Below are 26693 nucleotides of genomic sequence, written 5' to 3' on the forward strand. Positions count from 1 at the left end.
TAATCAGGCTCCTTGAGCATTGGGCGAAGTCTCTGCGGCCGGGCCCGGGAGGTCGGTGGCCGACTTCCCGGAAGGCACATCAGCGGCGGAGTCCCCGCCCTTGCTGCCGCGTACGGCACTACGCAGCAGTTCGTGCCAACGCGGACGTTTGCGTGGTGGAACGTGATCCACGCCGCCGGGTGACCACGGATTGCATCGCAGGATGCGCCAGGCTGTCAGCGCCGTGCCCTTGATCGCTCCGTGCCGGTCGATCGCCGTATATCCATAGTGGGAACACGACGGGTAGTAACGGCAGACAGGCCCGAGTAGTGGGCTGATCGTCCACTGGTACAGCTTGATGAGAGCCAGCAGCGGGTACTTCATCGCGCGCCCCCTCCCAGCAGCCGCTGGAGAGCGGCATCCAGGTCTCGGGCCAGCTGTTCATGGTCGGCGTCACCCGAACCGGGCAACGCGCGTACGACAACCAGGCTACCGGGGGGCAGCAGGGCCAGCCGTTCACGGACCAGATGGCGAAGCCTTCGCTTCACCGCTGTGCGGACGACCGCGCCACCCACTGCTTTGCTGACAACGAAACCCGCACGCGGCGGGGGAGCAGTCTCCCCAGTCACGTGCGGGTCCGTTGCACCGCTGCGTAGATGAACGACGAGTAGCGGGCGGCCTGCCCTGCGTCCTCGTCGTACCGCGGTCGCGAAGTCCTCGCGCCGCCTCAGCCGATTCTCGGTAGGCAGCACGTCATGACGACCTGTACGCGATCAGGCGGACAGGCTGGCGCGGCCCTTGCCACGGCGGGACGCGAGGATCGCGCGGCCGGCACGGGTCCGCATACGCAGACGGAAACCGTGGGTCTTCGCGCGACGACGGTTGTTCGGCTGGAAGGTGCGCTTGCTCACTCGGGGGCTCCAGTAATGATCGTTTGTTGGCGGGACATCGCCTGGCTGTCACCGTGCGCCCACGAGAGACTCGCGTAAACGCCCTAGTTGCACCGCTTCACAATCACAGATCGTGATCTTTGCCCATCGGAGGCAGGCGGCAGCAGCCATCGACAACTCGACCTGGTCACGGTACGCGCGGCTACGCCATCCGGTCAAACCGACCCTGTCGGACCCCCCATTGTGCACAGCCTGTGGACAACGACTTGAACCGCATGGGTCGGCCCGCCTACCGTGGCTGAACTCCGGTTCTTTTTCTTCCCGCCTGCCGGTCCTCACCCATCCCGACCCATACGTCCCGAGAACCACACATTCGTGGGACCAGCGAGAGAGCGTGCCTTGTGGCTGACGTACCTGCCGATCTTGCCGCAGTGTGGCCACGCGTGCTGGAGCAACTCCTCGGGGAGGGCCAGCAGGGCATCGAGCCGAAGGACAAGCAGTGGATCGAGCGCTGCCAGCCGCTCGCCCTGGTCGCCGACACCGCGCTGCTCGCCGTCCCCAATGAATGGGGCAAGCGCGTCCTGGAGGGCCGGCTCGCCCCGCTCATCAGCGAGACCCTGAGCCGCGAGTGCGGGCGGCCGATCCGGATCGCGATCACGGTCGACGACTCCGCGGGCGAACCCCCGAATCCTCCGGCGCCCCCCATGCACCAGTCCCAGCAGCCTCAGCAGCACCGCTACCAGGGACCCCAGCACGACGAGCGGCAGCACAACGACGGCTACGACGGATACGGCCACCGCCCCTCGGACGACGGCATGCCGACGGCCCGGCCCGCCTACCCCGACTATCAGCAGCAGCGCCCCGAACCGGGCGCCTGGCCGCGCACCCAGGAGGACCTCTCCTGGCAGCAGCCCCGGCTCGGCGGGTTCCAGGACCGCGAACCGTCCCCCGAGCAGTGGCGCGAGCCGTACGGAGCCGGCCGCCCCCAGCAGCAGCCGCAGCACGACTACCGTCCGCAACCGCCCGAGCGCCAGGGGTACGAGTCCCAGCGCCCCGAGCGCCACGACATGCAGGAGCCCCAGCACCGGCAGGGCGGCGGCACCGGACGGCCCGGCGGCGGCACCGGCCCCATGGGCGCCCAGCCCGCACCGGCGCCCGGCCCCGGTGAACCGCACGCGCGGCTGAACCCGAAGTACCTCTTCGACACCTTCGTCATCGGGGCCTCGAACCGGTTCGCGCACGCCGCGGCCGTCGCGGTGGCCGAAGCGCCCGCGAAGGCGTACAACCCGCTCTTCATCTACGGGGAGTCGGGGCTCGGCAAGACCCACCTGCTGCATGCCATCGGGCACTACGCCCGCAGCCTCTACCCGGGCACCCGCGTGCGGTACGTGAGCTCCGAGGAGTTCACCAACGAGTTCATCAACTCGATCCGTGACGGCAAGGGCGACACCTTCCGCAAGCGGTACCGCGACGTGGACATCCTGCTGGTCGACGACATCCAGTTCCTGGCGAGCAAGGAGTCGACGCAGGAGGAGTTCTTCCACACCTTCAATACGCTCCACAACGCCAACAAGCAGATCGTGCTGTCCTCGGACCGCCCGCCCAAGCAGCTGGTGACCCTGGAGGACCGGCTGCGGAATCGTTTCGAGTGGGGTCTGACCACCGACGTGCAGCCTCCGGAGCTGGAGACGCGCATCGCGATCCTGCGCAAGAAGGCGGTACAGGAGCAGCTCAACGCCCCTCCGGAGGTCCTGGAGTTCATTGCCTCCCGTATCTCCCGCAACATCCGTGAGCTGGAGGGCGCTCTCATCCGGGTGACGGCCTTCGCCAGCCTCAACCGTCAGCCGGTGGACCTCGGGCTGACCGAGATCGTGCTGAAGGACCTGATCCCCGGCGGCGAGGACTCCGCTCCGGAGATCACGGCGACGGCCATCATGGCGGCGACCGCGGACTACTTCGGTCTGACGGTGGAGGATCTCTGCGGATCCTCGCGCAGCCGCGTGCTGGTGACGGCGCGCCAGATCGCCATGTATCTGTGCCGCGAGCTGACGGACCTGTCACTGCCCAAGATCGGTGCGCAGTTCGGCGGCCGGGACCATACGACGGTGATGCACGCCGACCGCAAGATCCGCGCGCTGATGGCGGAGCGGCGCTCCATCTACAACCAGGTCACCGAGCTCACCAACCGCATCAAGAACGGCTGACGGCCCTCCCGCAGTCGGCCCACGCACGCGACCGAAGGGCGCTGTGCGGACTCGTCAGGAGTCCGCACAGCGCCCTTCTCCGTTCCCCGTGGAACGCCAGGCAACCCCGGTCGGCGGCGCCGGCGAGGCGCCCACAGGCCGTCGTCACGACGATCACGAGCGCTTCCGCCCGGCCTCGCTGTTCGAATACCTGCCAGGACACGGGTGTTCTCCACAGATCTGGGGAGAATTTTCCCTCCACAGCCTGGGGATCCAAAAGTTGTCCATACTGCTTCCACAGGCGAGGCAGCCGATACTCCATCAGGCCAGCTCAGGGGCCTGGGGATTTGTGGTCAACAATGATCCACAGCCTGTGGACAAGTTTTTCGTCCACAGGGGGCCTTCGATGTTGTCCACCGTCGGCCCACAGGACGGCGGCCGTTTTCCCCAGGAAGGACGGGCTTCTCCACACCGCTGTCCACTGTTCGGCAACGCAACACCCGCTTTCACCGCCCCGAGTGAAAGGCGTCACACCGAGAGGGTCGATTGGGCTGTGGGGAACGTGGGTAAAGCTGGGGACAGCCCTGGGGAGAAACCCCCCTGCCCTGTGTATCGGATGTGCACAACTTTCGGGTGTCCACAGAAACACCGGGTTGTCCACCGGTTCCACCCACAGGGTCGGTGGACAAAAAACTGGGCCTGACCTGCGAAAACGACGTTATCCACCGTTTCCACAGGCCCTACTACTACTGCCACCTATAGTTAGCCCGGAATCCGCTTCGAAGTGGGGCCTGTGCACAACTCGGTGCCGGAGCTCTCCGAACCTCTCGTCGCGACTTGACCCCGAGCAGCACCGAGTGTCGGTGCCGTACGTCAGACTGGTCCCCGGCGTCCTCCCCCCGGCATCGGTGGAGCGACCCGACCAGACGACGAAGGCCAGCAGGGCGAGCGAGCAACAGCAGGAGGCGGTTCCGGTGAAGATCCGGGTGGAGCGCGATGTACTCGCGGAGGCTGTGGCCTGGGTGGCCCGTAGCCTCCCGGCCCGTCCGCCGGCGCCCGTTCTTGCGGGCCTTCTGCTGAAGGCTGAGGACGGAGCCCTCAGCTTCTCGAGCTTCGACTACGAGGTCTCGGCCCGGGTCTCGGTGGATGCCGAGATCGAGGAGGACGGCACGGTGCTCGTCTCCGGCCGGCTGCTTGCCGACATCTGCCGCGCCCTGCCCAACCGGCCGGTGGAGATTTCCACAGACGGTGTACGGGCGACGGTCGCCTGCGGATCCTCGCGGTTCACTCTCCACACCCTTCCTGTGGAGGAGTACCCCGCCCTTCCGCAGATGCCGACCGCCACCGGCACCGTGCCCGGCGAGGTCTTCGCCTCCGCCGCCGCCCAGGTCGCCATCGCCGCGGGCCGCGACGACACGCTGCCCGTGCTCACCGGTGTGCGCATCGAGATCGAGGGCGACACCGTCACCCTCGCCTCCACCGACCGCTACCGCTTCGCGGTCCGCGAGTTCCTCTGGAAGCCGGAGAACGCCGACGCCTCCGCCGTCGCGCTCGTCCCCGCCAAGACGCTGCTCGACACGGCCAAGGCGCTGACCAGCGGTGACACCGTGACGCTCGCCCTGTCGGGCTCCGGCGCGGGTGAAGGCCTCATCGGCTTCGAGGGCGCGGGCCGGCGGACGACCACCCGACTGCTCGAAGGCGACCTGCCGAAGTACCGCACGCTCTTCCCCACCGAGTTCAACTCGGTCGCGGTCATCGAGACGGCCCCGTTCGTCGAGGCCGTCAAGCGCGTGGCGCTGGTGGCCGAGCGCAACACCCCGGTGCGGCTCAGCTTCGAGCAGGGTGTCCTGATCCTCGAAGCGGGTTCCAGCGACGACGCACAGGCTGTGGAGCGCGTCGACTCCGTGCTGGAGGGCGACGACATCTCGATCGCCTTCAACCCGACCTTCCTGCTCGACGGCCTGAGCGCCATCGACTCGCCGGTCGCCCAGCTCTCCTTCACGACGTCCACCAAGCCCGCGCTGCTCAGCGGCCGGCCCGCCGTGGACGCCGAGGCGGACGATGCGTACAAGTACCTGATCATGCCGGTGCGCCTCTCCGGCTGACCCGGTCACCGGTCCTGCCGTCGTTCAAGGAATCGCGGCAGGACCCGACGGGCATGTTCAGCGCCGAGCATGCCCGGCGTCCTGTCCCCCGCCGGGCGTAGGCTCGGTCCTGGGTACGAATCGGCACAACGCTTAAGGAATCTCTGATGGAGCTCGGTCTCGTCGGCCTCGGCAAGATGGGCGGCAACATGCGCGAGCGCATCCGCCGCGCTGGCCACACCGTCATCGGTTACGACCGCAACCCGGACGTCGCCGATGTCCACAGCCTCGAAGAGCTTGTGGGCAAGCTGAAGGGCCCCCGCGTCGTGTGGGTCATGGTCCCGGCCGGTGCCGCGACCCAGTCGACGATCGACGAGCTGGCCGAGCTCCTCTCGCCCGGCGACATCGTCGTGGACGGCGGGAACTCCCGCTGGACCGACGACGAGAAGCACGCGGTCGAGCTGGGCATCAAGGGCATCGGCTTCGTCGACTGCGGAGTCTCCGGCGGCGTCTGGGGCCTGGAGAACGGCTACGCGCTGATGTACGGCGGCGACGTCGAGCACGTCGCGAAGGTCCAGCCGGTCTTCGACGCCCTGAAGCCCGAGGGCGACTTCGGCTCCGTCCACGCGGGCAAGGTCGGCGCCGGCCACTTCGCGAAGATGGTTCACAACGGCATCGAGTACGCCATGATGCAGGCCTACGCCGAGGGCTGGGAGCTCCTGGAGAAGGTCGACTCCGTCACGGACGTGCGCGAGGTCTTCCGCTCCTGGCAGGAGGGCACGGTCATCCGTTCCTGGCTGCTCGACCTGGCGGTCAACGCGCTGGACGACGACGAGCACCTGGACCAGCTCCGTGGCTTCGCCGCCGACTCGGGCGAGGGCCGCTGGACGGTGGAGGCGGCCATCGACAACGCCGTCCCGCTGCCCGCGATCACCGCGTCGCTCTTCGCGCGCTTCGCCTCGCGCCAGGACGACTCCCCGCAGATGAAGATGATCGCCGCGCTGCGCAACCAGTTCGGCGGCCACGCGGTCGAGAACAAGAAGTAGCGGTCGAGAACAAGCAGTAGCCGCAACGAAGCACAGAGCACGGAGCGGAAAGCCGGAAAGGTCGGCGTACACCATGCATGTCACGCATCTGTCGCTGGCCGACTTCCGCTCGTACGCCCGGGTCGAGGTCCCTCTCGACCCGGGCGTCACCGCGTTCGTGGGCGCCAACGGGCAGGGCAAGACCAACCTCGTAGAGGCCGTCGGCTACCTCGCGACGCTCGGCAGCCACCGCGTCTCCTCCGACGCCCCCCTGGTGCGGATGGGTGCCGACCGGGCCGTCATCAGGGCGGCCGTCACCCAGGGCGAGCGGTCCCAGCTGGTCGAGCTGGAGCTGAACCCGGGCAAGGCCAATCGCGCCCGGATCAATAGATCGTCGCAGGTCAGACCCCGCGATGTGCTGGGGATAGTGCGCACGGTGCTGTTCGCGCCGGAGGATCTCGCGCTGGTCAAGGGCGACCCCGGTGAGCGCCGGCGGTTCCTCGACGAGCTGGTCACGGCGCGTTCGCCGCGCATGGCCGGGGTGCGCTCCGACTACGAGCGGGTGCTGAAACAGCGCAACACGCTGCTGAAGTCCGCGGCGATGGCGCGCCGCCACGGCGGACGGTCCATGGACCTGTCGACGCTCGACGTATGGGACCAGCATCTGGGCCGCGTGGGCGCCGAGCTGCTGGCGCAGCGGCTGGATCTGATCGCGACGCTGCAGCCGCTGGCCGACAAGGCGTACGCGGACGTGGCGCCCGGCGGCGGTCCGGTGACGCTCGAGTACCGGAGCTCGGTGGGCGCCGAGGTGGAGCCCGCGCGCACGCGCGAGGAGTTGTACGGGCAGCTGATCGCGGCGCTCGCCGACGTGCGCAAGCAGGAGATCGAGCGCGGTGTGACGCTGGTCGGCCCGCACCGCGACGACCTGGTGCTGGGCCTGCGCTCCATGCCGGCCAAGGGGTACGCCAGCCATGGGGAGTCCTGGTCGTACGCGCTGGCCCTGCGGCTGGCCTCGTACGATCTGCTGCGATCCGAGGGCAATGAGCCGGTGCTGGTCCTGGACGACGTCTTCGCCGAACTGGACGCACGGCGCCGGGAGCGGCTGGCCGAGCTGGTGGCTCCCGGTGAGCAGGTGCTGGTGACGGCCGCGGTGGACGACGACGTCCCCGGGGTGCTCGCGGGGACGCGGTACGCGGTGTCCGCCGGTGAGGTGGACCGGCTGTGAGCGGCGACGGAGACGGCAAGGACCCGGCCGGGGACGCGGCGAAGCAGCCGGAGCCCTCGGGCGTGGACCTGGCGCGGGTGGCCCTGCGCGCGGCGAAGGAGCAGGCGAAGGCGCGCGGTGCGGCCGCCCAGCAGAAGAAGCAGGCCCGGCGGGGCGGCGGGCTGCGCTCCGGTGCGCGCGCCGACGGCCGGGATCCGCTGCCGCTGGGCGCCGCGATCAACCGTCTGATCACCGAGCGCGGCTGGGAGACGCCGGCCGCGGTGGGCGGTGTGATGGGCCGCTGGCCGCAGATCGTGGGTGACGATCTGGCGAATCACTGTGTGCCGTTGCGTTACGACGAGGACCCCGACGAGCGGGTGCTGACGGTGCAGTGCGACTCCACGGCGTGGGCGACGCAGCTGAGGCTGCTGGCGCCGCAGCTGGTGGCCCGGCTGAACGCGGATCTGGGGCACGGCACCGTCCGGATGATCAAGGTCCTGGGGCCGGGAGGGCCCGCGCGGAGATACGGTCCGCTGCGCGCGCCGGGCAGCACGGGCCCGGGCGACACCTATGGATGACCGGCACTGACCAGGTCTTTCTCCCCTGATTCACGAGGGTTCCGGCGCTGTGCGCGAGGGCCCGGGTGCGGGGTATGCCCCTGTTGCCGCCGATGACCGGGGTACCCGTGTTGTGAGGGTGTGCGGTGGTTGAAACCGTACGGCGGGCAGCGGGCGTCCCTCACCGTAGCGGGAGGCTGACAGGCCGAAGCGCTCAATGCCCGTGTGAGCCTCTTGAGGCCCCTTCCCGGATATGGGGAGTCGTCAGGCGCTCATTCAGGGCGGCACATGCGGACTCAGGTACCGGCAAACCCCCATTCGGGTCGGCGCTACCGGTAGACTGGTGGACAATCCCGCGTCCTTGCGGGATTCGTCGATACAAGCCGAACGACGCAGCCGCTCCCGCCTGCCCGGAGAACGGCCTGTGCTGTGCCAGAAAGGGCGCTTCGTGGCCGATTCCGGCAACCCCAACGAGAACATTCCGTCCACCCCCGGTGAGAGCAGCGTTGCTCCCGCCCCGGCCGAGGTGAAGGCTTCGGGTGAGGTGAAAGCCTCGTACGACGCCAACGCGATCACCGTGCTCGAGGGTCTGGACGCGGTCCGCAAGCGACCTGGCATGTACATCGGCTCGACCGGTGAGCGCGGTCTCCACCACCTCGTGCAGGAGGTCGTCGACAACTCGGTCGACGAGGCCATGGCCGGGCACGCGGACACCATCGACGTCACGATCCTCGCCGACGGCGGGGTCCGTGTGATCGACAACGGCCGCGGCATCCCGGTCGGCATCGTCCCCTCCGAGGGCAAGCCGGCCGTCGAGGTCGTCCTCACCGTCCTGCACGCGGGCGGAAAGTTCGGCGGCGGCGGTTACGCCGTCTCCGGTGGTCTGCACGGCGTCGGTGTCTCCGTGGTCAACGCCCTGTCCACGCGGGTGGCCGTCGAGGTCAGGACGGACGGCTACCGCTGGACCCAGGACTACAAGTTCGGCGTTCCGACGGCCCCGCTGGCGCAGAACGAGGCCACCGAGGAGACGGGCACGACGGTCACCTTCTGGGCCGACGGCGACATCTTCGAGACGACCGAGTACTCCTTCGAGACCCTCGCGCGGCGCTTCCAGGAGATGGCCTTCCTCAACAAGGGCCTCACCCTCAAGCTGACCGACGAGCGCGAGTCGGCGAAGGCGACGGCCGGTGCGGACAGCGCGGAGGCGGTGGACGTCCCCGAGGAGGAGACGACCCGCACGGTCACCTACCACTACGAGAACGGCATCGTCGACTTCGTCAAGTACCTCAACTCCCGCAAGGGCGACGTCATTCACCAGTCGGTGATCGACATCGAGGCCGAGGACAAGGAGCGTCTCCTCTCGGCCGAGATCGCCATGCAGTGGAACACGCAGTACAGCGAGGGTGTCTACTCCTTCGCCAACGCGATCCACACGCATGAGGGCGGTGCGCACGAGGAGGGCTTCCGTGCGGCGCTGACCTCGCTGGTCAACCGGTACGCGCGCGACAAGAAGCTGCTGCGCGAGAAGGACGACAACCTCACCGGTGAGGACGTCCGCGAGGGTCTGACGGCGATCATCTCGGTGAAGCTGGGCGAGCCGCAGTTCGAGGGGCAGACGAAGACCAAGCTGGGCAACACGGAGGCCAAGACCTTCGTGCAGAAGGTCGTCCACGAGCAGCTGACGGACTGGTTCGACCGGAACCCCAACGAGGCCGCCGACATCATCCGCAAGGGCATCGCCGCCTCGACCGCCCGTGTGGCGGCCCGCAAGGCGCGTGATCTGACCCGCCGCAAGGGGCTCCTGGAGAGCGCCTCGCTGCCGGGCAAGCTGAGCGACTGCCAGTCCAACGACCCGACGAAGTGCGAGATCTTCATCGTCGAGGGTGACTCCGCCGGCGGTTCGGCGAAGTCCGGCCGTAACCCGATGTACCAGGCCATCCTGCCGATCCGCGGCAAGATCCTTAACGTCGAGAAGGCCCGGATCGACAAGATCCTGCAGAACACCGAGGTCCAGGCGCTGATCTCGGCCTTCGGCACCGGGGTCCACGAGGACTTCGACATCGAGAAGCTCCGCTATCACAAGATCATTCTGATGGCGGACGCCGACGTCGACGGTCAGCACATCAACACCCTGCTGCTGACGTTCCTCTTCCGCTTCATGCGGCCGCTGGTGGAGGCCGGGCATGTCTACCTGTCGCGCCCGCCGCTCTACAAGATCAAGTGGGGCCGGGACGACTTCGAGTACGCGTACTCGGACCGCGAGCGCGACGCCCTCGTGGTGCTCGGCAAGGAGAACGGCAAGCGGATCAAGGAAGACTCGATCCAGCGCTTCAAGGGCCTCGGCGAGATGAACGCCGAGGAGCTGCGTGTCACCACGATGGACGTCGACCACCGTGTGCTCGGCCAGGTCACGCTCGACGACGCGGCGCAGGCCGACGACCTGTTCTCGGTGCTGATGGGTGAGGACGTCGAGGCGCGGCGCTCGTTCATCCAGCGCAACGCCAAGGACGTCCGCTTCCTCGACATCTGAGTCGGCCGTACAAGGAGGAGGGTCCGGCGACCCTCCAAGCCGCAGCCGCAGCGCGAAAGGACTTTGACCAGCAATGGCCGACGAGAACACCCCTGCCCCCGTGACGCCCGAAGAGGTCCCGCCCGTCGAGGGCGTGGGCATGCGTGTCGAGCCCGTCGGGCTCGAGACGGAGATGCAGCGCTCCTACCTCGACTACGCGATGTCCGTCATCGTGTCGCGCGCCCTGCCCGACGTGCGGGACGGCCTCAAGCCCGTCCACCGCCGGGTTCTGTACGCGATGTACGACGGCGGATACCGGCCCGAGAAGGGCTTCTACAAGTGCGCCCGCGTCGTCGGTGACGTCATGGGTACGTACCACCCGCACGGCGACTCCTCGATCTACGACGCCCTGGTGCGCCTGGCGCAGCACTGGTCGATGCGCATGCCGCTGGTGGACTCCAACGGCAACTTCGGTTCCCCGGGCAACGACCCGGCCGCCGCCATGCGGTACACCGAGTGCAAGATGATGCCGCTGTCCATGGAGATGGTCCGTGACATCGACGAGGAGACCGTCGACTTCAAGGACAACTACGACGGCCGCAACCAGGAGCCGGTGGTTCTGCCGGCGCGCTTCCCGAACCTGCTGATCAACGGTTCGGCGGGCATCGCGGTCGGCATGGCGACCAACATCCCTCCGCACAACCTGCGCGAGGTCGCGTCCGGCGCCCAGTGGTACCTGGAGCACCCGGAGGCCACGCAGGAGGAGCTGCTGGACGCTCTCCTCGAGCGGATCAAGGGCCCGGACTTCCCGACGGGCGCGCTCGTCGTGGGCCGCAAGGGCATCGAGGAGGCGTACCGCACGGGCCGTGGCTCGATCACGATGCGCGCGGTCGTGGCGGTCGAGGAGATCCAGAACCGCCAGTGTCTGGTCGTGACGGAGCTTCCGTACCAGACCAACCCCGACAACCTCGCGCAGAAGATCGCCGACCTGGTGAAGGACGGCAAGGTCGGCGGCATCGCGGACGTCCGTGACGAGACCTCGTCGCGCACGGGCCAGCGCCTGGTCGTCGTGCTGAAGCGGGACGCGGTCGCCAAGGTCGTACTGAACAACCTGTACAAGCACACCGATCTGCAGACCAACTTCGGCGCCAACATGCTGGCGCTGGTGGACGGGGTGCCGCGCACCCTGTCGATCGACGCGTTCATCCGCCACTGGGTGACGCACCAGATCGAGGTCATCGTCCGGCGTACGAGGTTCCGGCTGCGCAAGGCCGAGGAGCGCGCGCACATCCTGCGCGGTCTGCTCAAGGCCCTGGACGCCATCGACGAGGTCATCGCCCTCATCCGGCGCAGCAACACCGTGGAGATCGCGCGCGAGGGCCTGATGGGCCTGCTGGAGATCGACGAGATCCAGGCGAACGCGATCCTGGAGATGCAGCTGCGCCGGCTGGCCGCGCTGGAGCACCAGAAGATCACCGCCGAGCACGACGAGCTCCAGGCGAAGATCAACGAGTACAACGCGATCCTCGCCTCGCCGGAGCGGCAGCGGCAGATCGTCAGCGAGGAGCTGGCGGCGATCGTCGAGAAGTTCGGCGACGACCGGCGATCCAAGCTGGTGCCCTTCGACGGTGACATGTCCATCGAGGACCTGATCGCCGAGGAGGACATCGTCGTCACGATCTCCCGAAGCGGCTATGTGAAGCGCACGAAGACGGACGACTACCGCTCGCAGAAGCGCGGCGGCAAGGGTGTGCGCGGGACGAAGCTCAAGGAAGACGACATCGTCGACCACTTCTTCGTGTCGACGACGCACCACTGGCTGCTGTTCTTCACCAACAAGGGCCGCGTCTACCGGGCGAAGGCCTACGAGCTCCCTGACGCCGGCCGCGACGCCCGCGGTCAGCACGTGGCGAACCTGCTGGCCTTCCAGCCGGACGAGCAGATCGCGCAGATCCTGGCGATCCGTGACTACGACGCGGCGCCGTATCTGATCCTGGCCACGAAGGGCGGTCTGGTGAAGAAGACCGCGCTGAAGGACTACGACTCGCCGCGTTCCGGCGGCGTCATCGCCATCAACCTGCGCGAGACGGCCGACGGATCGGACGACGAGCTGATCGGCGCCGAGCTGGTGTCGTCGGAGGACGATCTGCTGCTCATCAGCAGGAAGGCCCAGTCGATCAGGTTCACCGCTACGGACGACGCGCTGCGCCCGATGGGCCGCGCCACTTCGGGTGTCAAGGGCATGAGTTTCCGCGAGGGAGACGAACTGCTCTCGATGAATGTCGTCAGGCCCGGTACTTTCGTGTTCACTGCCACTGACGGCGGGTACGCGAAGCGGACCCCTGTCGACGAGTACCGCGTCCAGGGTCGCGGCGGCCTCGGCATCAAGGCCGCCAAGATCGTGGAGGACCGGGGCTCGCTGGTCGGCGCGCTGGTGGTCGAGGAGACGGACGAGATCCTCGCCATCACGCTCGGCGGTGGTGTGATTCGTACGCGAGTCAATGAAGTCAGGGAGACGGGCCGTGACACCATGGGCGTCCAACTGATCAATCTGGGCAAGCGAGACGCCGTTGTCGGTATCGCTCGCAACGCCGAGGCAGGTCGCGAGGCCGAAGAGGTCGACGGATCCGTCGACGCCGATGCCGAAGGCGGGACGACCGAGGCAGTGTCGGAGGCCACCGCGGCCGACGCGACTGCCGAGAGCACGGACGACGGCACAGTCGAGGGCAACACGTCCTCGACCGGGGAGCACGAGGAGTAGAGCGTGAGTGGAGCCACGGGCGCAGGTTCGGCCGCTTCAGGAGCCGGCGGGAACGGTGCCCGTGGCTCTGCCACGGACTCCCAAGGGGGCACTGTGACGGATACCCGGGGCCCTCAGCCCCAGTACGAGGGTTACGCGACCGGGCCGTTGCCCGGTGAGCGGGAACCCGCACCGGGCCAGGCGGGCCCGTACCACCCGCCGCAGGCCTACCCCTCGCCCCCGGGCGGGACCCAGGGCGGCGGCCGGTCCCACGGGGGCCAGCAGGGCGCGGGAACGGCTCAGGCGACCCGTAGACCCCGCACGGGCGCGCGGACGACTCCGCGTACCCGCAAGGCGCGTCTGAGGGTGGCCAAGGCGGATCCGTGGTCGGTGATGAAGGTCAGCTTCCTGCTGTCCATCGCGCTCGGCATCTGCACGGTGGTCGCCTCCGCGGTGCTGTGGATGGTCATGGACGCCATGGGTGTCTTCGAGACCGTCGGCGGCACCATCAGCGAGGCGACCGGTTCCAACGAGGGCAACGGCTTCGACCTGCAGTCGTTCCTCTCGCTGCCGCGCGTGCTGATCTTCACCTCGGTCATCGCGGTGATCGACGTGGTGCTGGCGACCGCGCTGGCGACGCTGGGCTCCTTCATCTACAACCTGTCGGCAGGCTTCGTGGGCGGAGTCGAGCTCACACTGGCCGAGGACGAGTAGCGGTACGGGTATCGATTTTGGGACTGGCCCCGACGTGCGCTAATCTTCTTCACGTCAGCGCGACACAAAAGCGCGGCGGGGCTATAGCTCAGTTGGTTAGAGCGCATCCCTGATAAGGATGAGGCCACAGGTTCAAATCCTGTTAGCCCCACAGCAGCACGTAGCAGGTCAGAAGGCCGGTAGATCTCAGGATCTACCGGCCTTCTGCGTGGGTACGGCCATGGGGCTCCGCCGGGTACGTCGAGCGCCTCGATCGATCAAGGTGCAGGGGACCGCATGGAATACGTGATGACGGGGCTGCTCTCCCTGATAGGCCTGGCGGTCTATCTGCTGCCGTCTCTGATCGCCTTCCACCGGGGGACGGACAACCGGTGGCTGGTTCTGGTCATCAACGTCATCTTCGGCGCGACGTTCCTGGGCTGGGTGGTGGCCCTGGTGCTGGCCCTGCGCAAGCCCAAGGTCCCGTCGGTGGCGTGACACCGGCCCGCGGGATATCCGCGGGGCTCTGTGACGCCGGCCCCGCGGGCGGCCTGCGGGGCGTGACACCGGCCTGCGGGCATGAAGAAGGCCCCTGCCGGGGATCCCGGTCCAGGGGCCTCGCGTGTGTCAGGCGCGGCGCGCTCAGGGTGGCAGGGGGACGCCGTCCTGGGCCTGGGCGTTGCCGAGGGCGGTGCGGGTGCCGTGCGGGGCGCGGGCGGTGTCCAGGGTGTCAGGGGCGAGCGTCCGGGCGGAGGGTGAGGAACCGTGGGCCTCGGCGCGGATGCGCTGCTTCATCGTGGGCGGCAGCGCCCGGTCACGCGGGAGGGTCCATCGCACCGACGGGGCGGTCGGAGTTGCGGCGGCCCGGGCGCTGTGCTCGTGGCTCGTGGTCGCCGGCTCCGTGACCGTGGCTTCCGTGGCCGCGGCGGTGGAGCTTGCGAGGCCCAGCGCCGCGAGGAGTGCGAAGAACGCGGTGATGAAGGCGGTCCAGATGCTCTTGGCCTTGAAGGTGCTCATGGCCCCTCACTTTCGGGTGGTCCGGTTTGCTTACCTTTCTGATGATGTGGATCCGGCTCGCGATTCCGGGGAGCGACGCCACCGATATGCCGTTCTTCAGATGAACACCACTCGTATGGTGCAACCGGTGGGGATATGAGGTGTCCAGGCGTCGCGCCGGGGTGCTGTCGGCACCCCGGCCGTCGATGCACAGTCCGGCGATGAACGCTCTTTCGTAGGCGCCAGTTGGGTTGCGGGGAGGTCACCGGTCGATATCGGCCGATGTGTATAGTCGGGCAGCAGAACTCCCCAATGCCAAGGAAAGACGAGGTCGCGCGGTGAAGAAGCTTCTCCTGGTCGCACTGGCCGCCATCGGCGGGCTCCTCGTGTACCGCCAGATCCAGGCGGATCGCGCCGAGCAGGATCTGTGGACGGAGGCGACTGACTCCGTGCCCGCAGGTTCGGGTGTGTGAGACAGAACAGCCTGTCGCGGGCCCCGGTCGCAGATGCGGCCGGGGCTTCGTGCTGTTGCGGGACCGTGACGCCTGTGCCCTTGAGTTCCCTTAAGCAAATCAATAACTTGCTTAAGCAAAGGAACCGGGGTTCGGGTCGAGGGGGCACGGGTGAACGCACGCAATCACCACCGCACCGCGCGGGTGGGGACATTGATCGGCGGGGCGCTGTTCGCCCTGGTGGCAGGCGCGCTGCCGGCCCTGGCGGACCCGCCGGCCGCCCCTGACGCACCGGCCGAGGCCCGGTCCGACGGGAGCGGCAGCCTGGTCATGGTGCTCGACTCGTCCGGCTCCATGGCGGACGACGACGGTACGGGGCGTACCCGGATGGAGAGCGCCCGGACGGCCGTCGGCACGGTCGTGGACGGCCTCCCCGACGGCTATCCGACGGGTCTGCGCGTGTACGGCGCCGACCGGCCGCAGGGCTGCACGGACACCCGGCTCGTACGCCCGGTGCGCCCCCTCGACCGGGCCGCGACGAAGCAGGCCGTGGCGGCGGTACGGCCCCGGGGGGACACCCCCATCGGCCTGTCGCTCCGGAAGGCGGCGCAGGACCTGCCGCGACCCGCGGGCGGCTCCATCGGTACGCGCACGATCCTGCTGATCTCCGACGGTGAGGACAACTGCGGTACGCCGCCGCCGTGCGAGGTCGCCGAGCAGCTCGGCGAGGAGGGCGTCGGGCTGCGCATCGACACCGTCGGCTTCCAGGTGAAGGGCGCGGCCCGCAAACAGCTGGAGTGCATCGCCAACGCGGGCAACGGCCGCTACTACGACGCACCGGACGCCGAGGCGCTGGCCCGTCAGCTCCAGCGCGCCTCCCGGCTCTCCGCCGACGGCTACCGCCTGCGGGGCGAGCGGGTGGCGGGCGCGGCCACCGTCGACCGGGCGCCCGTGCTCGTACCCGGGCAGTACCTGGACACCATCGGGCCGGGTGAGAAGCGGTACTACGCGGTCGACCTGGACGCCGTGTCCACGGCGGACTTCGCGGCGACGGCGGTGCCGCAGCCCGGGGCTGCCGTGGACACGTTCGACGCGCTGAGCACCAGGATCGAGTACGACGAGCACGGCTCCTGCGGGACGCACACCGCGCGCTTCCTGCAGAAGGAGGGTGCGGTCCCGCTGACTTCGGCGGTCGCCCGGATCCGCTCGGAGGAGGGCACCCGCACCTGCGACCGGGCCGGCCGCTACCGGCTGGTGGTGGAGCGCGAGAGCAAGAGGGGTTCCGACGCCGCGCGCTGGCCCCTCGAGCTCGTGTACGGGGTCGAGGCGCCGCTGGCGAAGGGTGTGACGCCCGCCCAGTCGCAGACGGAGTACGGCCGGGGCGGCAAGGAGGCCGCCCTGCCCGCGGGCGATCCCCGTGACGTAAGCGGCGGCACCGGGTTCAACGACGCCGAGACGATCGGTGAGGGCGTCTGGCGCGACCGGATCCTGCCGTCCCAGACGCTCTGGTACAGGGTTCCGGCGGGCTGGGGCCAGCAGGTGCGATACGAGGTGGAGTTCGCCAACGAGCCCACGGTGGACGGCGGCACGGCCACCTATTCGTACGGCGCGACCGAGCTGTACACGCCTGCCCGCCACCCGCTCACCGGCGGTGGCGAGTTCCATCCGAGCGCGATGTACAACGGCCGCCCCGCCGCGGTGGCGATGGGCGCAGTGCCGGTCGCCTGGACCAACCGCTACGAGGACCGGACCGATGTGTGGCCGGTGCATGCCGGGGGCGGTTTCTACCTCTCGGTGACGCTGGGCGGGCAGGCCGCCGAGATCGCGGAGAACCCGCAGATCGGTCTGGTGCTGCGGGTGTCGGTACTCGGCGACGAACGTGCCGGCCCGGAGCACGGCGCCCCCGTGGCCGAGGGAGAGGCCGCTCGGGATGGGGACAAGGCGGGCGATTCGATCGCGTCCGCAGACAGCAGTGGTGCGGGAGGGGCAGGATGGACCGGCATCGCGGCTGCTGCCGGGGCTGCCGTCATGGCCGCGCTGGTCGCCGTGTTCGTATATGTACGCAGCCGCCGCGGGGCAGCCGCACGGACGACGAGGGGAAGCGCGTGAAGAGGCAGCGCAGCAGGGGCCGGGTGACGCTGGCCGCGGTCGCGGCGATGTGCGCGGTGGCGGCGCTGCCGGGACCGGCGTGGGCGGACGGTGAGACGGCTGCGTACACCTTCGACCCGGGTGCCGAGGCGGTGGCCGGCGCGGTGGTGAACACCGACGCGAAGGCACTCAAGGCGGGTTCCGTCTACAGGAGTTCGATCAAGGCGGGCGAGAAGCTGTACTACCGGCTGAACCTGGACGCGACGACGAACGCGTACGTCTCGGCCGTCGCCGTACCCAAGAGCGGCGGGAAGGTCGCCTACGGGGACGGCATCACGGTGAGCGTCAGGGACTCCTCGGATCTGCGGTGCAGCTCCGAGGACGCCCGGTTCGAGTCCGCGGAGTACCCGCGTCCGATCGCCGCGTACGCCTACCGGGTCGTGGAGAAGGACAGCGGCACCTGCCAGGGTCCGGGTACGTACAACGTCCTCGTCGAGCGGGAGAGCAAGGCCACCTCGGGACCGGAGGACTGGGAGCTGGAGCTGCGGTACGCGACGGAGCCGGCACTCGCCGATGACGCCGCGATGCCCACGGAGGCGCCGGAGGACTGGCCGTCGGCGTCACCCGCGCCGCCGACGCCGGCCACCGACAACCGCAGGCAGGGCGGCTCCGGTTACTACGACGCCACGAGCCTGGAGACGGGTGAGTGGAAGGACGAGATCACGCCGGGGCAGACCCTCTTCTACCGGGTGCCGGTGGACTGGGGGCAGCAGATCTTCGCCACGGCCGGCCTCGGCAACAGCACCGCTTCCGACGAGTACATCAGCGGCGCGCTCGCGATGGCCCTGGACAACCCGGCCCTGGGCCATGTCGGCAACGTGTCGCCCATGGCGTACTCGGGCAAGCCGGCCTCCGTCTCCCTGGACCCGGTGCCTCCGGTCGCCTACCGGAACAGGTTCGACGCCGGCAGCAGCGTCAGCGCCATGCGCTTCGCGGGCTGGTACTACCTGTCCGTCACGCTGAGCCCGAAGGTCGCCGAGGCCTACGGCGACAAGCCGTTCCCGCTGACGCTGTCCGTCAAGGTCGAAGGCAAGGCGGAAGGGACTCCGTACGCGGGCGACGCCGGGATCTTCGCGGTCACGGACAAGGACAAGGACCTGGCCAGGAGCGGCCAGAGCGGTCCGCAGGCGGCCGAGAGCGAGAGCAACACGATGAAGCTCGTCGGCGCGGCCGGCATCGGCGCGGGCGCCGTGCTGGTCCTCGCGCTGGGCGTGTGGACCCTGCTCGCGCGGCGCCGCGCGGCCACCACCACCGACGGCGTCGGTCAGCCTCCGTACGGAGGGCCGCCGCAGGCCTGGTAGCTCAGGCCTGGGTCAGCGCCCAGATGCCCACGGCGAAGCAGATCAGCGCCACCAGCAGGACCGGGACCGCCACCTTCGGGGGCGGTCCCGGACGCGTTCGCGGCGCGTGCGGGGCGGGCGCCGGGGCGGGCGGGCGGTGCGCCGCCGGAGCCTGCGGGTGCTGGGCGGTGTAGGCGCGGGTGAGCGGCTGTTCGTGCTGCACCGCGGAGGTGGGGGCCTGCGAGGGATCCGGTACGGCGGCGGGGAAGGGGGCCGTCGTGCGGGTCGCCGGGTGCGGGGCGAGAGGGTGCGCGGCCCGGGGCGTGGGCGCGGTGGGCTGAGGGGGCGGCGGGAGGTGGAAGCTGCCCGTCTCCGACATGGCGGCCGGGGGCGCTGTGTACGGCGGCTGTCCCGTGGCCTGCTGCCCTGTCGTCGGCTGTCCGGCCTGCGGGGCCTGCGGGGCCTGTGGGGCCTGCTGGTCCGTTACGGGACCGGCGGGGCCGAATCCGGCGGGCAGCGGGCCGATCTGGTCGAAGACCTCAACGGGCTCGTCGTCGATCCCGGGCTCGGGCAGCATCTCGACGGCGGCCGTCAGGGCCTTGCGCGCGCCCGTGGCGGTGCGGAAGCGGGCCTGCGGGTCCGGCTGCAGCAGCCCCGCGAGGACCTGCCACAGCGGCTCGGGGATGCCCTGCGGCGCGCTGGGCGTTCCGTACGAGGCGAAGTGCTCCACGAGTGCCTGGGAGTCGGGCTTCTGGCCCTGGAGCAGATACAGGGCGACGAGACCGACCGCGAAGAGGTCCGCGGGGAAGTCGGGCTCGGCGCCCATCATCTGCTCGGGTGCGAAGTAACCCGGCGTCCCCACCACGTAGTTCGTCTCGGTGAGGCGGGGCTCGCCCTTGCGCATGGAGATCCCGAAGTCGGACAGCCGCAGATGCGGCCGGCCGGTGCCGGTGGCCTCCATCAGGATGTTGGCCGGCTTGATGTCCCGGTGCACGACCCCCTCGGCGTGCACCGTCGAAAGCCCCGACAGCAGCTGGTCGAGCAGCGTGCAGACGAACCTCGGGGGCAACGGGCCGTAGTCACCGATGACATGGGCCAGCGAACCGCCGCTGACCAGGTCCATGGTGAACAGGACCTTGTCGTCGTCGGCCGCCCAGCTCGCCGGGGCGAGCACGTGCGGGTGCTCGATCCGCAGCGCCTGCTCGCGGACGAAGCGCAGCAGCGTGTGCGCGTCGCTCTGCTGGAGGACCTTGGCCGCCACGTAACGACGGCGCCGGTGATCCCAGGCACGCCAGACAGCACCGACCCCACCACGTCCGATCGGATCGATCAGTTCGTACCGACCAGCGAAGACCTCACCCATTGCGCTGCGCCCGCTCCCCGTTCCTGTGTCGGCCCGTGCGTGTCCTTGCTCCTGCGCCCGGACCCGGATCCTCCGGTTGCCGGGCGGGTGCCCGGTCCTGTCCGGCCGTCTAGCTCTGGTGGCCCTCGTAGTGCGCCACCGCGTCCGCGGTGCGCCCTGCGCCGTACACCCGGAGGAACTCTGCCAGTTCCGGGTGGGCCGGGGCGAGGGAGTCGGCGGCATCGATGATCTCACCGGCCGCCGCGACGGACCGGAGCAGCGACTGGATCTCGCGGACCACACGGCGCACGGTGGGCGCGCCGCCGGTCGTCGTGGTCTGGCCGGTGCCGGTGAGCACGGAACCCCCCTGGGACTTCTTGATCTCTTCCATGCGGTCGGTCGCCTCTCCCGCGCTGACGCTGCCGTCCGCCACCTGACTGGCCAGTTCCTGGAGCGCCTGGACGCGCTGGACCACCGCAGGGTTGCCGATCTTCGCCCGCTGGCCGCTCATGAGCTGGGAGAGCATGGGGGCGGACAGCCCGAGCACCGCGGCGAGCCGGGCCTGGTTCAGGCCGAGGTCATCTATCAGCCGTCGGAAGAGCGCACCCAGCGGCTCCCCGTACCAGCTGCGCTGAAGATCCCTGGCTCTGGCCGTTGCCTCTTGCTGCGCTGCATCCATGGCGTCTCCCCTTCGCTGCGGCTTCGCTGCTGCGAACCTCGTCGTGCATCTTACGGAGAGTGGTCGCCTACCGGGAGTCCCTATCTTTTTGGAGGTTTCAGGGGGTCACCCGGTACTCTGGTCTGCGGCGGTGGCCCACGGCGCGAAGCGTCGGGTGCTGCCTGTTTTTCGGGGCCTTAGCTCAGTTGGTAGAGCGCTGCCTTTGCAAGGCAGATGTCAGGAGTTCGAATCTCCTAGGCTCCACATCGTTAGACCCCTCTGGACTGCAGTAATGCAGACAGGGGGGTCTTTTTTGTCCCGTTCTCCCGTGCTGACATGCCGGCACGGGAGCGCCGGTGTTCGGCTTCGGCCGGTCGCTGCCCGGGCGTGGGCAGCGTCCCTGCCCTCGTCCCACTGAGCATCTGGCAGTGCCCACCGGCCGGGCGGCGTGTGCCGGGCTCCTTGGCGGAGCGCACAGCCCCCGGTACGAGTGGGGCCGCTGGGATCTGCACCAGGCGCCGGTCGATCTGGACGAGGGGTCGCGGCCGCTCCGCTCCGATCCGGATCGGGGCGGAGCCGGAGACAGAGGAACGTGAGCTGCGCGATGGGCTCGCCGACCGTCTTGAGGAAGGCGCCACCCGCGAGAAGCGGGAGGTGGCAGTTTCGGACGTGCGGCTGCTTGTCACCGCCTTCGGCCAGTGGGCGGCCGCGCGGGCGGACGACGGGATGTTCTCGCTCGAGTACCCCGAGATCCTTGCCGAGCCGTACGACGCGGGTCACCACTTCCTGACGGTCTCCGCCCCGGATCCTGGTGGTGAGGGCATGGATGCCTGGCTCGAGGAGTGGGCTCGGACGACTGCGGGGGCCACGCTGGAGGGGACGGCTCCGGTGACTGGAAACGATGGGCGTCCATCCCGGTTCTGCAGACGGAACTCGCAGGCCATCCGACGAACGGGCGCCGGAAGACCTCAAGGTCTTCCGGCGCCCGTTCGTCGTCCTGTCCGGCCGCGGGGAGAGCCCGTCGGCGTCAGGCAGGTCGGGTCAGGTCGCGGGTCAGGGGCGCTCGTCCGGGTCCTGGCCGTCCAGGGTGCCCTCCGCCTCGGCCTGCTTGGCCTGTACCTCCGGGTCCAGGACCGCCGGATCGCTGCCGTCGACCGAGGTCAGCGGGGCGCGGTCGTCGACCTCGGTGGGGGCGGGAGGCTCGACCAACCAGTCGGGGTTGGCCTGCTTGTCCCACCACCGCCAGGCGGCGTAGGCGGCGCCCGCCAGGAGGCCGGCCACGGCCAGGCCCTTGAACGCGCGTCCGCACTTGGCCCGCCGGTCGTGCTTCCGGGTCAGCTTCCTGATCTCCTTCGGCGTGACCTGTCCGCGCAGTGCCGCCAGTGCGGCCGTGCTGCGGGCCGTGGCCTCCTCGGCCACGGGCTGGGCGGCGGCGATGGCGTGCTCGACGCGCGGGACGGTGTAGTCCGCGGCGCTCCGGGCGGCCTGACGGGTGCGCAGCGCCGCGCGCTGGGCCGCCTCGTCGACCTTGGGGGGTACGTGTGTGAGGGCGAGTTCGAGACGTGGTGCAAGGTGCGCGTCGTACTGGACACGGGCCTGCTGAGCTGCCTTCGACACCTTCGGCGCGAGCAGTGTGCGTGCCTCGTGCGCATAGTGAACGGCCTGCTCCTTGGCCGAGTCGGCGTAGGGCGCCACCACTACCGCGGCGTGCTGCACGCTGTCCCTCGCCGAGTCGGTTGCGGCGCGCACGCTGTCGATGCGGGTCACGGGATCCTCCTCCTTGGTGGCGGGTAGGTACTCCGCCTATCCACCCAGTTCGAGATCATGCCTGCAGGGGACCTGTGCGGCACGCGGAGCGGGCATCCGGGTCATTCAGGCCATCAGGGATGCCCCGGGGCAAGCAGGTGCAAGGGGAGCCTGCCGACGACAATGCCACGGTTCGGTCCGCCCCGCGCTGGTTCGTCACGCACTTGGCCGCATTTGTTCTCGCACGGCTGCCGGTCGGGGGTGAGGCCGTGAGGGGGCGCAACGGTGCGCGGGCCGGGTGCGGCGCGGCCGGGCCGGGCGCCGGGCGGGGTGGTCCGTGCGAGGATCGGCTGACGTCAGATCAGACTTACGGAAGGCAGACCGTGGCCGAGCAGCTTTACGCCACCTTGAAGACCAATCAGGGCGACATCGAGATCCGGCTTCTGCCGAACCACGCGCCCAAGACGGTCAAGAACTTCGTCGAGCTCGCCACCGGTGAGCGCGAGTGGACCCACCCGGCGACCGGCGCCAAGTCCAAGGACCGGCTGTACGACGGCACCGTCTTCCACCGGGTCATCAGCGGCTTCATGATCCAGGGCGGCGACCCGCTGGGCAACGGGACCGGTGGCCCGGGGTACGAGTTCGGCGACGAGTTCCACCCCGACCTGGCCTTCACCAAGCCGTACCTGCTGGCGATGGCCAACGCCGGTCCGGGAACCAACGGCTCGCAGTTCTTCGTGACGGTGTCGCCGACCGCCTGGCTGACGGGCAAGCACACCATCTTCGGTGAGGTGGTGGACCCGGCGAGCCAGAAGGTGGTGGACGCCATCGCGGCCACTGCGACGAACGCGCGCACCGACCGCCCGGTGCAGGACGTGGTCATCGAGTCGGTCGTCGTCGAGAAGCGCTGATCGCCTGACGTCACCGTCCGGTCACTCTCCGGTCCTCCTGTCGGGAACCAACCGCCCTGTCCGTCCGTACTTGATATGAGGGCGGACGCGCAGGGCGGTGCCGTGTGCGCTGTCGCCACGACGAGGACCGAGGGGACCGCGCATGGGACCGATGGACCAGCAGCCGCCGGGCGGCCAGGGCCCGACCCCGCCCGCCGGCGGCCCGGTCAGCTGTTACCGCCACCCCGGCCGTGAGACGGCGATCCGCTGTACCCGCTGCGACCGGCCCATCTGCCCGGACTGCATGGTCAGTGCCTCGGTCGGTTTCCAGTGCCCGGACTGTGTGCGCCAGGGGTCGGGTACGGGACACCACCCGGCCGCCGCCCGGCCGCGGACGATCGCCGGCGGTGCGGTCGCGGCCGACCCCCGGCTGATCACCAAGATCCTGCTGGGGATCAACGCCGCGGTGTTCCTCGCCGTGCTGGCCAACGACGCGCTGATCAACGACCTGACGCTGCTGGGGCAGGCTCCGTACTACCCGTACGGCCCGGTCCAGGGAGTCGCGGAGGGTCAGTGGTACCGGCTGTTCACGTCGATGTTCCTGCACGAGGCGGTGTGGCACTTCACCTTCAACATGCTGGGGCTGTGGTGGCTGGGCGGACCGCTGGAGGCGGTGCTCGGCCGCGCCCGCTATCTGGCGCTCTATCTGATCTCCGGGCTCGCGGGCGGCGCCCTGACCTATTGGCTCGCTCCGCAGAATCAGCCCTCGCTGGGTGCCTCGGGCGCCATCTTCGGCCTGCTGGGCGCCACGGTCGTCCTGATGCGCCGGCTGAACTACGACATGCGCCCGGTGTTCATGATCCTCGCCCTCAACCTGGTGATCACCTTCAACCCCTGGGGCGGAATCGCCTGGCAGGCGCATGTGGGCGGACTCGTCGCGGGCGTGCTGATCGGGATCGGCATGGTGCACGCGCCACGGGAGCGGCGGAACCTCGTGCAGTTCGGCACCTGTGCCGCGGTGCTGGTCGCAGTGGTCCTGATCGTGGTGGCGAGAACGGCCGCGCTGACGTAGGCGGGCACGGTCAGCCCGATATGGACCGTTTGTGATCGAAGTTGTCCACAGTGTGTACCTGATCTTGTGCATGATGCGGGTACAGCTGTGCCCCTTGTCGCTGAGCTGGGTTTTTCCAGCCAGGACAAGGGGCGTGCCACTCGCGTCGAGGGGTGGCTGCAGTCACACCGGCGTCAACGGCCGGGGAGTTATCCACAGATCGTCTGACCTTTTCCCCCGCCTGTGGATAACGCTGTGGGTAACTCAGGGCAAGGGTTGCGTGACCAGGGTCCGCTGTGGTGCTACGCGGTCCGCGGAGCTACTTCCACTGGGTCGAGACGCCGAAGCCGCCGGCGATGAAGCCGAAGCCGACGACGATGTTCCAGTTCCCCAGCGAGTCGATCGGCAGGTCGCCGTCGGTCACGTAGAAAACGACGATCCAGGCCAGTCCGATCAGGAACAGCGCCAGCATCACCGGCGCGACCCAACTGCGATTGGTCAGCTTTATGTTGGTTGCCTGCTTCGCCGGAGGCGGCGTGAAGTCGGCCTTCTTGCGGATACGTGACTTCGGCACGAGGAACTCTCCTGTCGATGCGCTGCGTGACCGCGCAGGGAACTGTGGCTGGCGCCGGGGCTGGGCGCGAGGGGGAATGCTGCCTCCCCCGGGCGTCCGTTAGCGTAGTGCTTCCGTGGCGCCGAAGGAGATAAGGGTACGTTGAGCAATTCTGCCGACTCTCCCCCAGGCCCGGTCCGGCGCACCTTCCGGCATCCGGCCAAAGTGCTCACGGCTGCCGTTTTCGCCCTGGCGGGCCTCATCTTCGTCACCAGTGCCAATACCGCCAAGGGCACCAATATCCGTACGGACTCCTCGCTGCTGAAACTCTCCGATCTCATTCAGCAACGCAGTGAGAAGAACGCCGTCCTGGACGAGTCCGTGGCCGCCGTGCGCGACGACATCGACACCCTCGCCCAGCGCGACGGCGGCAGCACCGAGGCGGAGGACGCCAGGCTCAAGGCGCTGGAGCGGGCCGCCGGCACCGCGAAGCTCTCCGGCCGTGCCGTCTCCGTCACGCTGAACGACGCCCCGCAGAACGCCACGGCGAGCCCCGGCTACCCCGATCCGCAGCCCAATGACCTGGTCATCCACCAGCAGGACCTCCAGGCCGTCGTCAACGCCCTGTGGCAGGGCGGCGCCCGTGGCATCCAGGTCATGGACCAGCGGCTGATCTCCACCAGCGCCGTGCGCTGCGTCGGCAACACCCTGATCCTCCAGGGCCGGGTCTACTCGCCGCCCTACAAGATCACCGCTGTCGGTGATCCCGGAAAGCTGGAACAGGCGCTCGACGCCTCGCCGGCGATCCAGAACTACCTGCTGTACGTCAAGGCGTACGGGCTCGGCTGGAAAGTCGACGAGCGCGAGGCGGTGACTCTTCCCGGCTACTCGGGCACAGTGGATCTCCACTATGCGGAGCCGGTGAAGTAGCGAGCAGCTGCGGGGAGGCCGACCGGTGTCGGTGCGACTGATCGTCAGGACGTTCAGCGAGCTGTGTATCACCGTCGGCGCCCTGATCATCCTCTTTGTGGTTTACGTCCTGTTCTGGACCGGAGTGAAGGCGGCGGGCGCGACCGAGGGTCAGATCGACGACCTGCAGAACCAGTGGGCGCACGGAGCGGTGACCGCACCCGCCCCGCAGGCCCCCGCGGAGCCCCCGAAGCCGGAGCCCCCGAAGCCGACGGCCCCGGCCGCGGCCCCGAAGGCGTACCGCGACGGGAAGCCGTTCGCGATGCTCTACATACCCCGCTTCGGGAAGGACTGGGAGTGGCCCGTCCTGGAGAACACGGAGGTCAAGACCCTGCAGAAGGGGCTGGGGCACTACCGGGGCACGGCGGCGGCAGGTGCGACCGGCAACTTCGCGGTGGCCGGGCACCGGCGCACCTACGGCGATCCGTTCAAGGACTTCCCGAAGCTGCGGCCCGGTGACGCGGTGATCGTGACGGACGGGACGACGTGGTTCACGTACCGCATCGACAAGAAGCCCTACCGGACCGTGCCGAGCGATGTCGGTGTAATCGACCCGGTTCCCCGCAAATCCGGCTTCGACGGACCGGGCCGCTATCTGACGCTGACCACCTGCGAGCCCGAGTGGGGCAGCAGCCACCGGCTGATCGCCTGGGCGCACCTGGACGCGACACAGCCCGTCACCGACGGGAAGCCCGCAGCTTTCCACAGCTGACCCACGGCGATGCCCCGGCCCTTTAGTCTGGT

24 protein-coding genes and 2 tRNA genes are annotated in these 26693 nt (G+C 69.2%); 18 read left to right on the plus strand and 8 right to left on the minus strand.

Annotated elements, in window-relative coordinates:
* Positions 1-3 precede the first annotated feature (3 nt).
* The 3 genes from yidD to rpmH are packed head-to-tail and all read right to left on the minus strand — an operon-like array spanning position 4 to position 890.
* Positions 4-363, minus strand: coding sequence for a membrane protein insertion efficiency factor YidD (yidD, locus tag OG959_RS19055; protein ID WP_219569142.1), 360 nt, complete (start codon positions 361-363; stop codon positions 4-6).
* Positions 360-731 carry a ribonuclease P protein component gene (gene rnpA, locus OG959_RS19060; protein WP_148019659.1) on the minus strand — a complete coding sequence of 124 codons (372 nt, stop codon included), beginning with the start codon at positions 729-731 and terminating at the stop codon, positions 360-362. The genes yidD and rnpA overlap by 4 nt, the downstream gene beginning before the upstream one ends.
* 21 nt (positions 732-752) lie before the next feature.
* Positions 753-890, minus strand: a complete 138-nt coding sequence (rpmH, locus tag OG959_RS19065) for a 50S ribosomal protein L34 (RefSeq protein WP_010985740.1) — start codon at positions 888-890, stop codon at positions 753-755.
* 380 nt (positions 891-1270) lie between these two features.
* On the opposite strand from rpmH, the gene dnaA reads away from it, so the two are divergent.
* From dnaA to OG959_RS19115, 10 genes are all read left to right on the plus strand, one after another.
* A complete protein-coding gene (dnaA, locus tag OG959_RS19070; RefSeq protein WP_326659996.1) occupies positions 1271-3073 on the plus strand; it encodes a chromosomal replication initiator protein DnaA in 1803 nt (600 codons plus the stop codon).
* Positions 3074-4026: 953 nt separating this feature from the next.
* Complete coding sequence (gene dnaN, locus OG959_RS19075; protein WP_148022051.1) at positions 4027-5157, plus strand: DNA polymerase III subunit beta; 1131 nt, start codon at positions 4027-4029, stop codon at positions 5155-5157.
* 146 nt (positions 5158-5303) lie between these two features.
* Positions 5304-6182 (plus strand): phosphogluconate dehydrogenase (NAD(+)-dependent, decarboxylating), encoded by an 879-nt coding sequence (gene gnd / locus OG959_RS19080; protein ID WP_326659998.1) that lies wholly within the window; start codon positions 5304-5306, stop codon positions 6180-6182.
* A 73-nt stretch (positions 6183-6255) separates the two neighbouring features.
* Positions 6256-7386 (plus strand): DNA replication/repair protein RecF, encoded by a 1131-nt coding sequence (gene recF / locus OG959_RS19085; protein ID WP_326659999.1) that lies wholly within the window; start codon positions 6256-6258, stop codon positions 7384-7386.
* On the plus strand, positions 7383-7943 hold the full coding sequence (locus tag OG959_RS19090) for a DUF721 domain-containing protein (RefSeq protein ID WP_326660001.1): 561 nt from the start codon (positions 7383-7385) through the stop codon (positions 7941-7943). Before recF ends, OG959_RS19090 begins: the two co-directional genes overlap by 4 nt.
* A gap of 403 nt (positions 7944-8346) precedes the next feature.
* Positions 8347-10452, plus strand: a complete 2106-nt coding sequence (gene gyrB / locus OG959_RS19095; RefSeq protein ID WP_326660003.1) for a DNA topoisomerase (ATP-hydrolyzing) subunit B — start codon at positions 8347-8349, stop codon at positions 10450-10452.
* 73 nt (positions 10453-10525) lie between these two features.
* On the plus strand, positions 10526-13192 hold the full coding sequence (gyrA, locus tag OG959_RS19100; protein WP_326660005.1) for a DNA gyrase subunit A: 2667 nt from the start codon (positions 10526-10528) through the stop codon (positions 13190-13192).
* A gap of 93 nt (positions 13193-13285) precedes the next feature.
* Entirely contained in the window at positions 13286-13885 is a 600-nt protein-coding gene (locus tag OG959_RS19105; RefSeq protein WP_326660007.1) for a DUF3566 domain-containing protein, read from the plus strand.
* 77 nt (positions 13886-13962) lie between these two features.
* Positions 13963-14036: transfer RNA gene (locus OG959_RS19110), tRNA-Ile, on the plus strand.
* Positions 14037-14161: 125 nt separating this feature from the next.
* Positions 14162-14362 (plus strand): superinfection immunity protein, encoded by a 201-nt coding sequence (locus OG959_RS19115; protein ID WP_326660009.1) that lies wholly within the window; start codon positions 14162-14164, stop codon positions 14360-14362.
* A gap of 144 nt (positions 14363-14506) precedes the next feature.
* Here the strand turns inward: OG959_RS19115 and OG959_RS19120 are convergent, their stop codons facing one another.
* Positions 14507-14881 carry a DUF6344 domain-containing protein gene (locus tag OG959_RS19120; RefSeq protein WP_326660011.1) on the minus strand — a complete coding sequence of 125 codons (375 nt, stop codon included), beginning with the start codon at positions 14879-14881 and terminating at the stop codon, positions 14507-14509.
* Between the two features lie 317 nt (positions 14882-15198).
* Here OG959_RS19120 and OG959_RS19125 point away from each other — a divergent pair, with 317 nt between their 5' ends.
* The 3 genes from OG959_RS19125 to OG959_RS19135 all read left to right on the plus strand — a co-directional run bounded on the left by OG959_RS19125 (position 15199) and on the right by OG959_RS19135 (position 18761).
* Positions 15199-15333 carry a DLW-39 family protein gene (locus tag OG959_RS19125; RefSeq protein WP_003958712.1) on the plus strand — a complete coding sequence of 45 codons (135 nt, stop codon included), beginning with the start codon at positions 15199-15201 and terminating at the stop codon, positions 15331-15333.
* Positions 15334-15483: 150 nt separating this feature from the next.
* Complete coding sequence (locus OG959_RS19130; RefSeq protein WP_442805595.1) at positions 15484-17421, plus strand: vWA domain-containing protein; 1938 nt, start codon at positions 15484-15486, stop codon at positions 17419-17421.
* Complete coding sequence (locus OG959_RS19135; RefSeq protein WP_326660013.1) at positions 17418-18761, plus strand: hypothetical protein; 1344 nt, start codon at positions 17418-17420, stop codon at positions 18759-18761. Before OG959_RS19130 ends, OG959_RS19135 begins: the two co-directional genes overlap by 4 nt.
* 1 nt (position 18762) lies before the next feature.
* Here the strand turns inward: OG959_RS19135 and OG959_RS19140 are convergent, their stop codons facing one another.
* Both OG959_RS19140 and OG959_RS19145 read right to left on the minus strand, forming a co-directional pair.
* Positions 18763-20103, minus strand: a complete 1341-nt coding sequence (locus tag OG959_RS19140) for a serine/threonine-protein kinase (protein WP_326660016.1) — start codon at positions 20101-20103, stop codon at positions 18763-18765.
* Between the two features lie 109 nt (positions 20104-20212).
* The gene (locus OG959_RS19145; RefSeq protein ID WP_219571613.1) at positions 20213-20761 is read right to left on the minus strand and encodes a helix-turn-helix domain-containing protein; all 549 of its coding nucleotides are present in this window, start codon (positions 20759-20761) and stop codon (positions 20213-20215) included.
* A gap of 170 nt (positions 20762-20931) precedes the next feature.
* Here OG959_RS19145 and OG959_RS19150 point away from each other — a divergent pair.
* Positions 20932-21004, plus strand: a tRNA-Ala gene (locus tag OG959_RS19150).
* A gap of 789 nt (positions 21005-21793) precedes the next feature.
* Here the strand turns inward: OG959_RS19150 and OG959_RS19155 are convergent.
* Positions 21794-22507, minus strand: a complete 714-nt coding sequence (locus tag OG959_RS19155; RefSeq protein ID WP_326660018.1) for a DUF5324 family protein — start codon at positions 22505-22507, stop codon at positions 21794-21796.
* Between the two features lie 362 nt (positions 22508-22869).
* Here OG959_RS19155 and OG959_RS19160 point away from each other — a divergent pair, with 362 nt between their 5' ends.
* Both OG959_RS19160 and OG959_RS19165 read left to right on the plus strand, forming a co-directional pair.
* Positions 22870-23397, plus strand: coding sequence for a peptidylprolyl isomerase (locus tag OG959_RS19160; protein WP_326660020.1), 528 nt, complete (start codon positions 22870-22872; stop codon positions 23395-23397).
* A gap of 151 nt (positions 23398-23548) precedes the next feature.
* The gene (locus tag OG959_RS19165; RefSeq protein ID WP_326666475.1) at positions 23549-24448 is read left to right on the plus strand and encodes a rhomboid family intramembrane serine protease; all 900 of its coding nucleotides are present in this window, start codon (positions 23549-23551) and stop codon (positions 24446-24448) included.
* Between the two features lie 298 nt (positions 24449-24746).
* Here OG959_RS19165 and crgA read toward each other — a convergent pair whose 3' ends face one another.
* Positions 24747-25001: a cell division protein CrgA gene (gene crgA / locus OG959_RS19170; RefSeq protein WP_136326732.1), complete on the minus strand. Its 255-nt coding sequence runs from the start codon at positions 24999-25001 to the stop codon at positions 24747-24749.
* Positions 25002-25142: 141 nt separating this feature from the next.
* Between crgA and OG959_RS19175 the strand changes: the two genes are divergently transcribed.
* Together OG959_RS19175 and OG959_RS19180 are read left to right on the plus strand one after the other, a co-directional pair.
* A complete protein-coding gene (locus OG959_RS19175) occupies positions 25143-25910 on the plus strand; it encodes a DUF881 domain-containing protein (protein ID WP_326660024.1) in 768 nt (255 codons plus the stop codon).
* A 25-nt stretch (positions 25911-25935) separates the two neighbouring features.
* Entirely contained in the window at positions 25936-26661 is a 726-nt protein-coding gene (locus OG959_RS19180) for a class E sortase (RefSeq protein ID WP_326660026.1), read from the plus strand.
* The last annotated feature ends 32 nt before the right edge of the window (positions 26662-26693 follow it).

The organism is Streptomyces sp. NBC_00385 (assembly GCF_035917155.1).
GTDB classification, from domain to species: Bacteria; Actinomycetota; Actinomycetes; order Streptomycetales; family Streptomycetaceae; genus Streptomyces; species Streptomyces poriferorum.

Excerpts from the sequence above, each read along its gene's own strand:
- OG959_RS19120 (WP_326660011.1), bottom strand. The coding sequence starts at position 14,881 with ATGAGCACCTTCAAGGCCAAGAGCATCTGGACCGCCTTCATCACCGCG.
- OG959_RS19140 (WP_326660016.1), bottom strand. The coding sequence starts at position 20,103 with ATGGGTGAGGTCTTCGCTGGTCGGTACGAACTGATCGATCCGATCGGA.
- yidD (WP_219569142.1), bottom strand. The coding sequence starts at position 363 with ATGAAGTACCCGCTGCTGGCTCTCATCAAGCTGTACCAGTGGACGATC.
- OG959_RS19165 (WP_326666475.1), top strand. The coding sequence starts at position 23,549 with ATGGACCAGCAGCCGCCGGGCGGCCAGGGCCCGACCCCGCCCGCCGGC.
- OG959_RS19115 (WP_326660009.1), top strand. The coding sequence starts at position 14,162 with ATGGAATACGTGATGACGGGGCTGCTCTCCCTGATAGGCCTGGCGGTC.
- OG959_RS19145 (WP_219571613.1), bottom strand. The coding sequence starts at position 20,761 with ATGGATGCAGCGCAGCAAGAGGCAACGGCCAGAGCCAGGGATCTTCAG.
- recF (WP_326659999.1), top strand. The coding sequence starts at position 6,256 with ATGCATGTCACGCATCTGTCGCTGGCCGACTTCCGCTCGTACGCCCGG.
- gnd (WP_326659998.1), top strand. The coding sequence starts at position 5,304 with ATGGAGCTCGGTCTCGTCGGCCTCGGCAAGATGGGCGGCAACATGCGC.
- gyrA (WP_326660005.1), top strand. The coding sequence starts at position 10,526 with ATGGCCGACGAGAACACCCCTGCCCCCGTGACGCCCGAAGAGGTCCCG.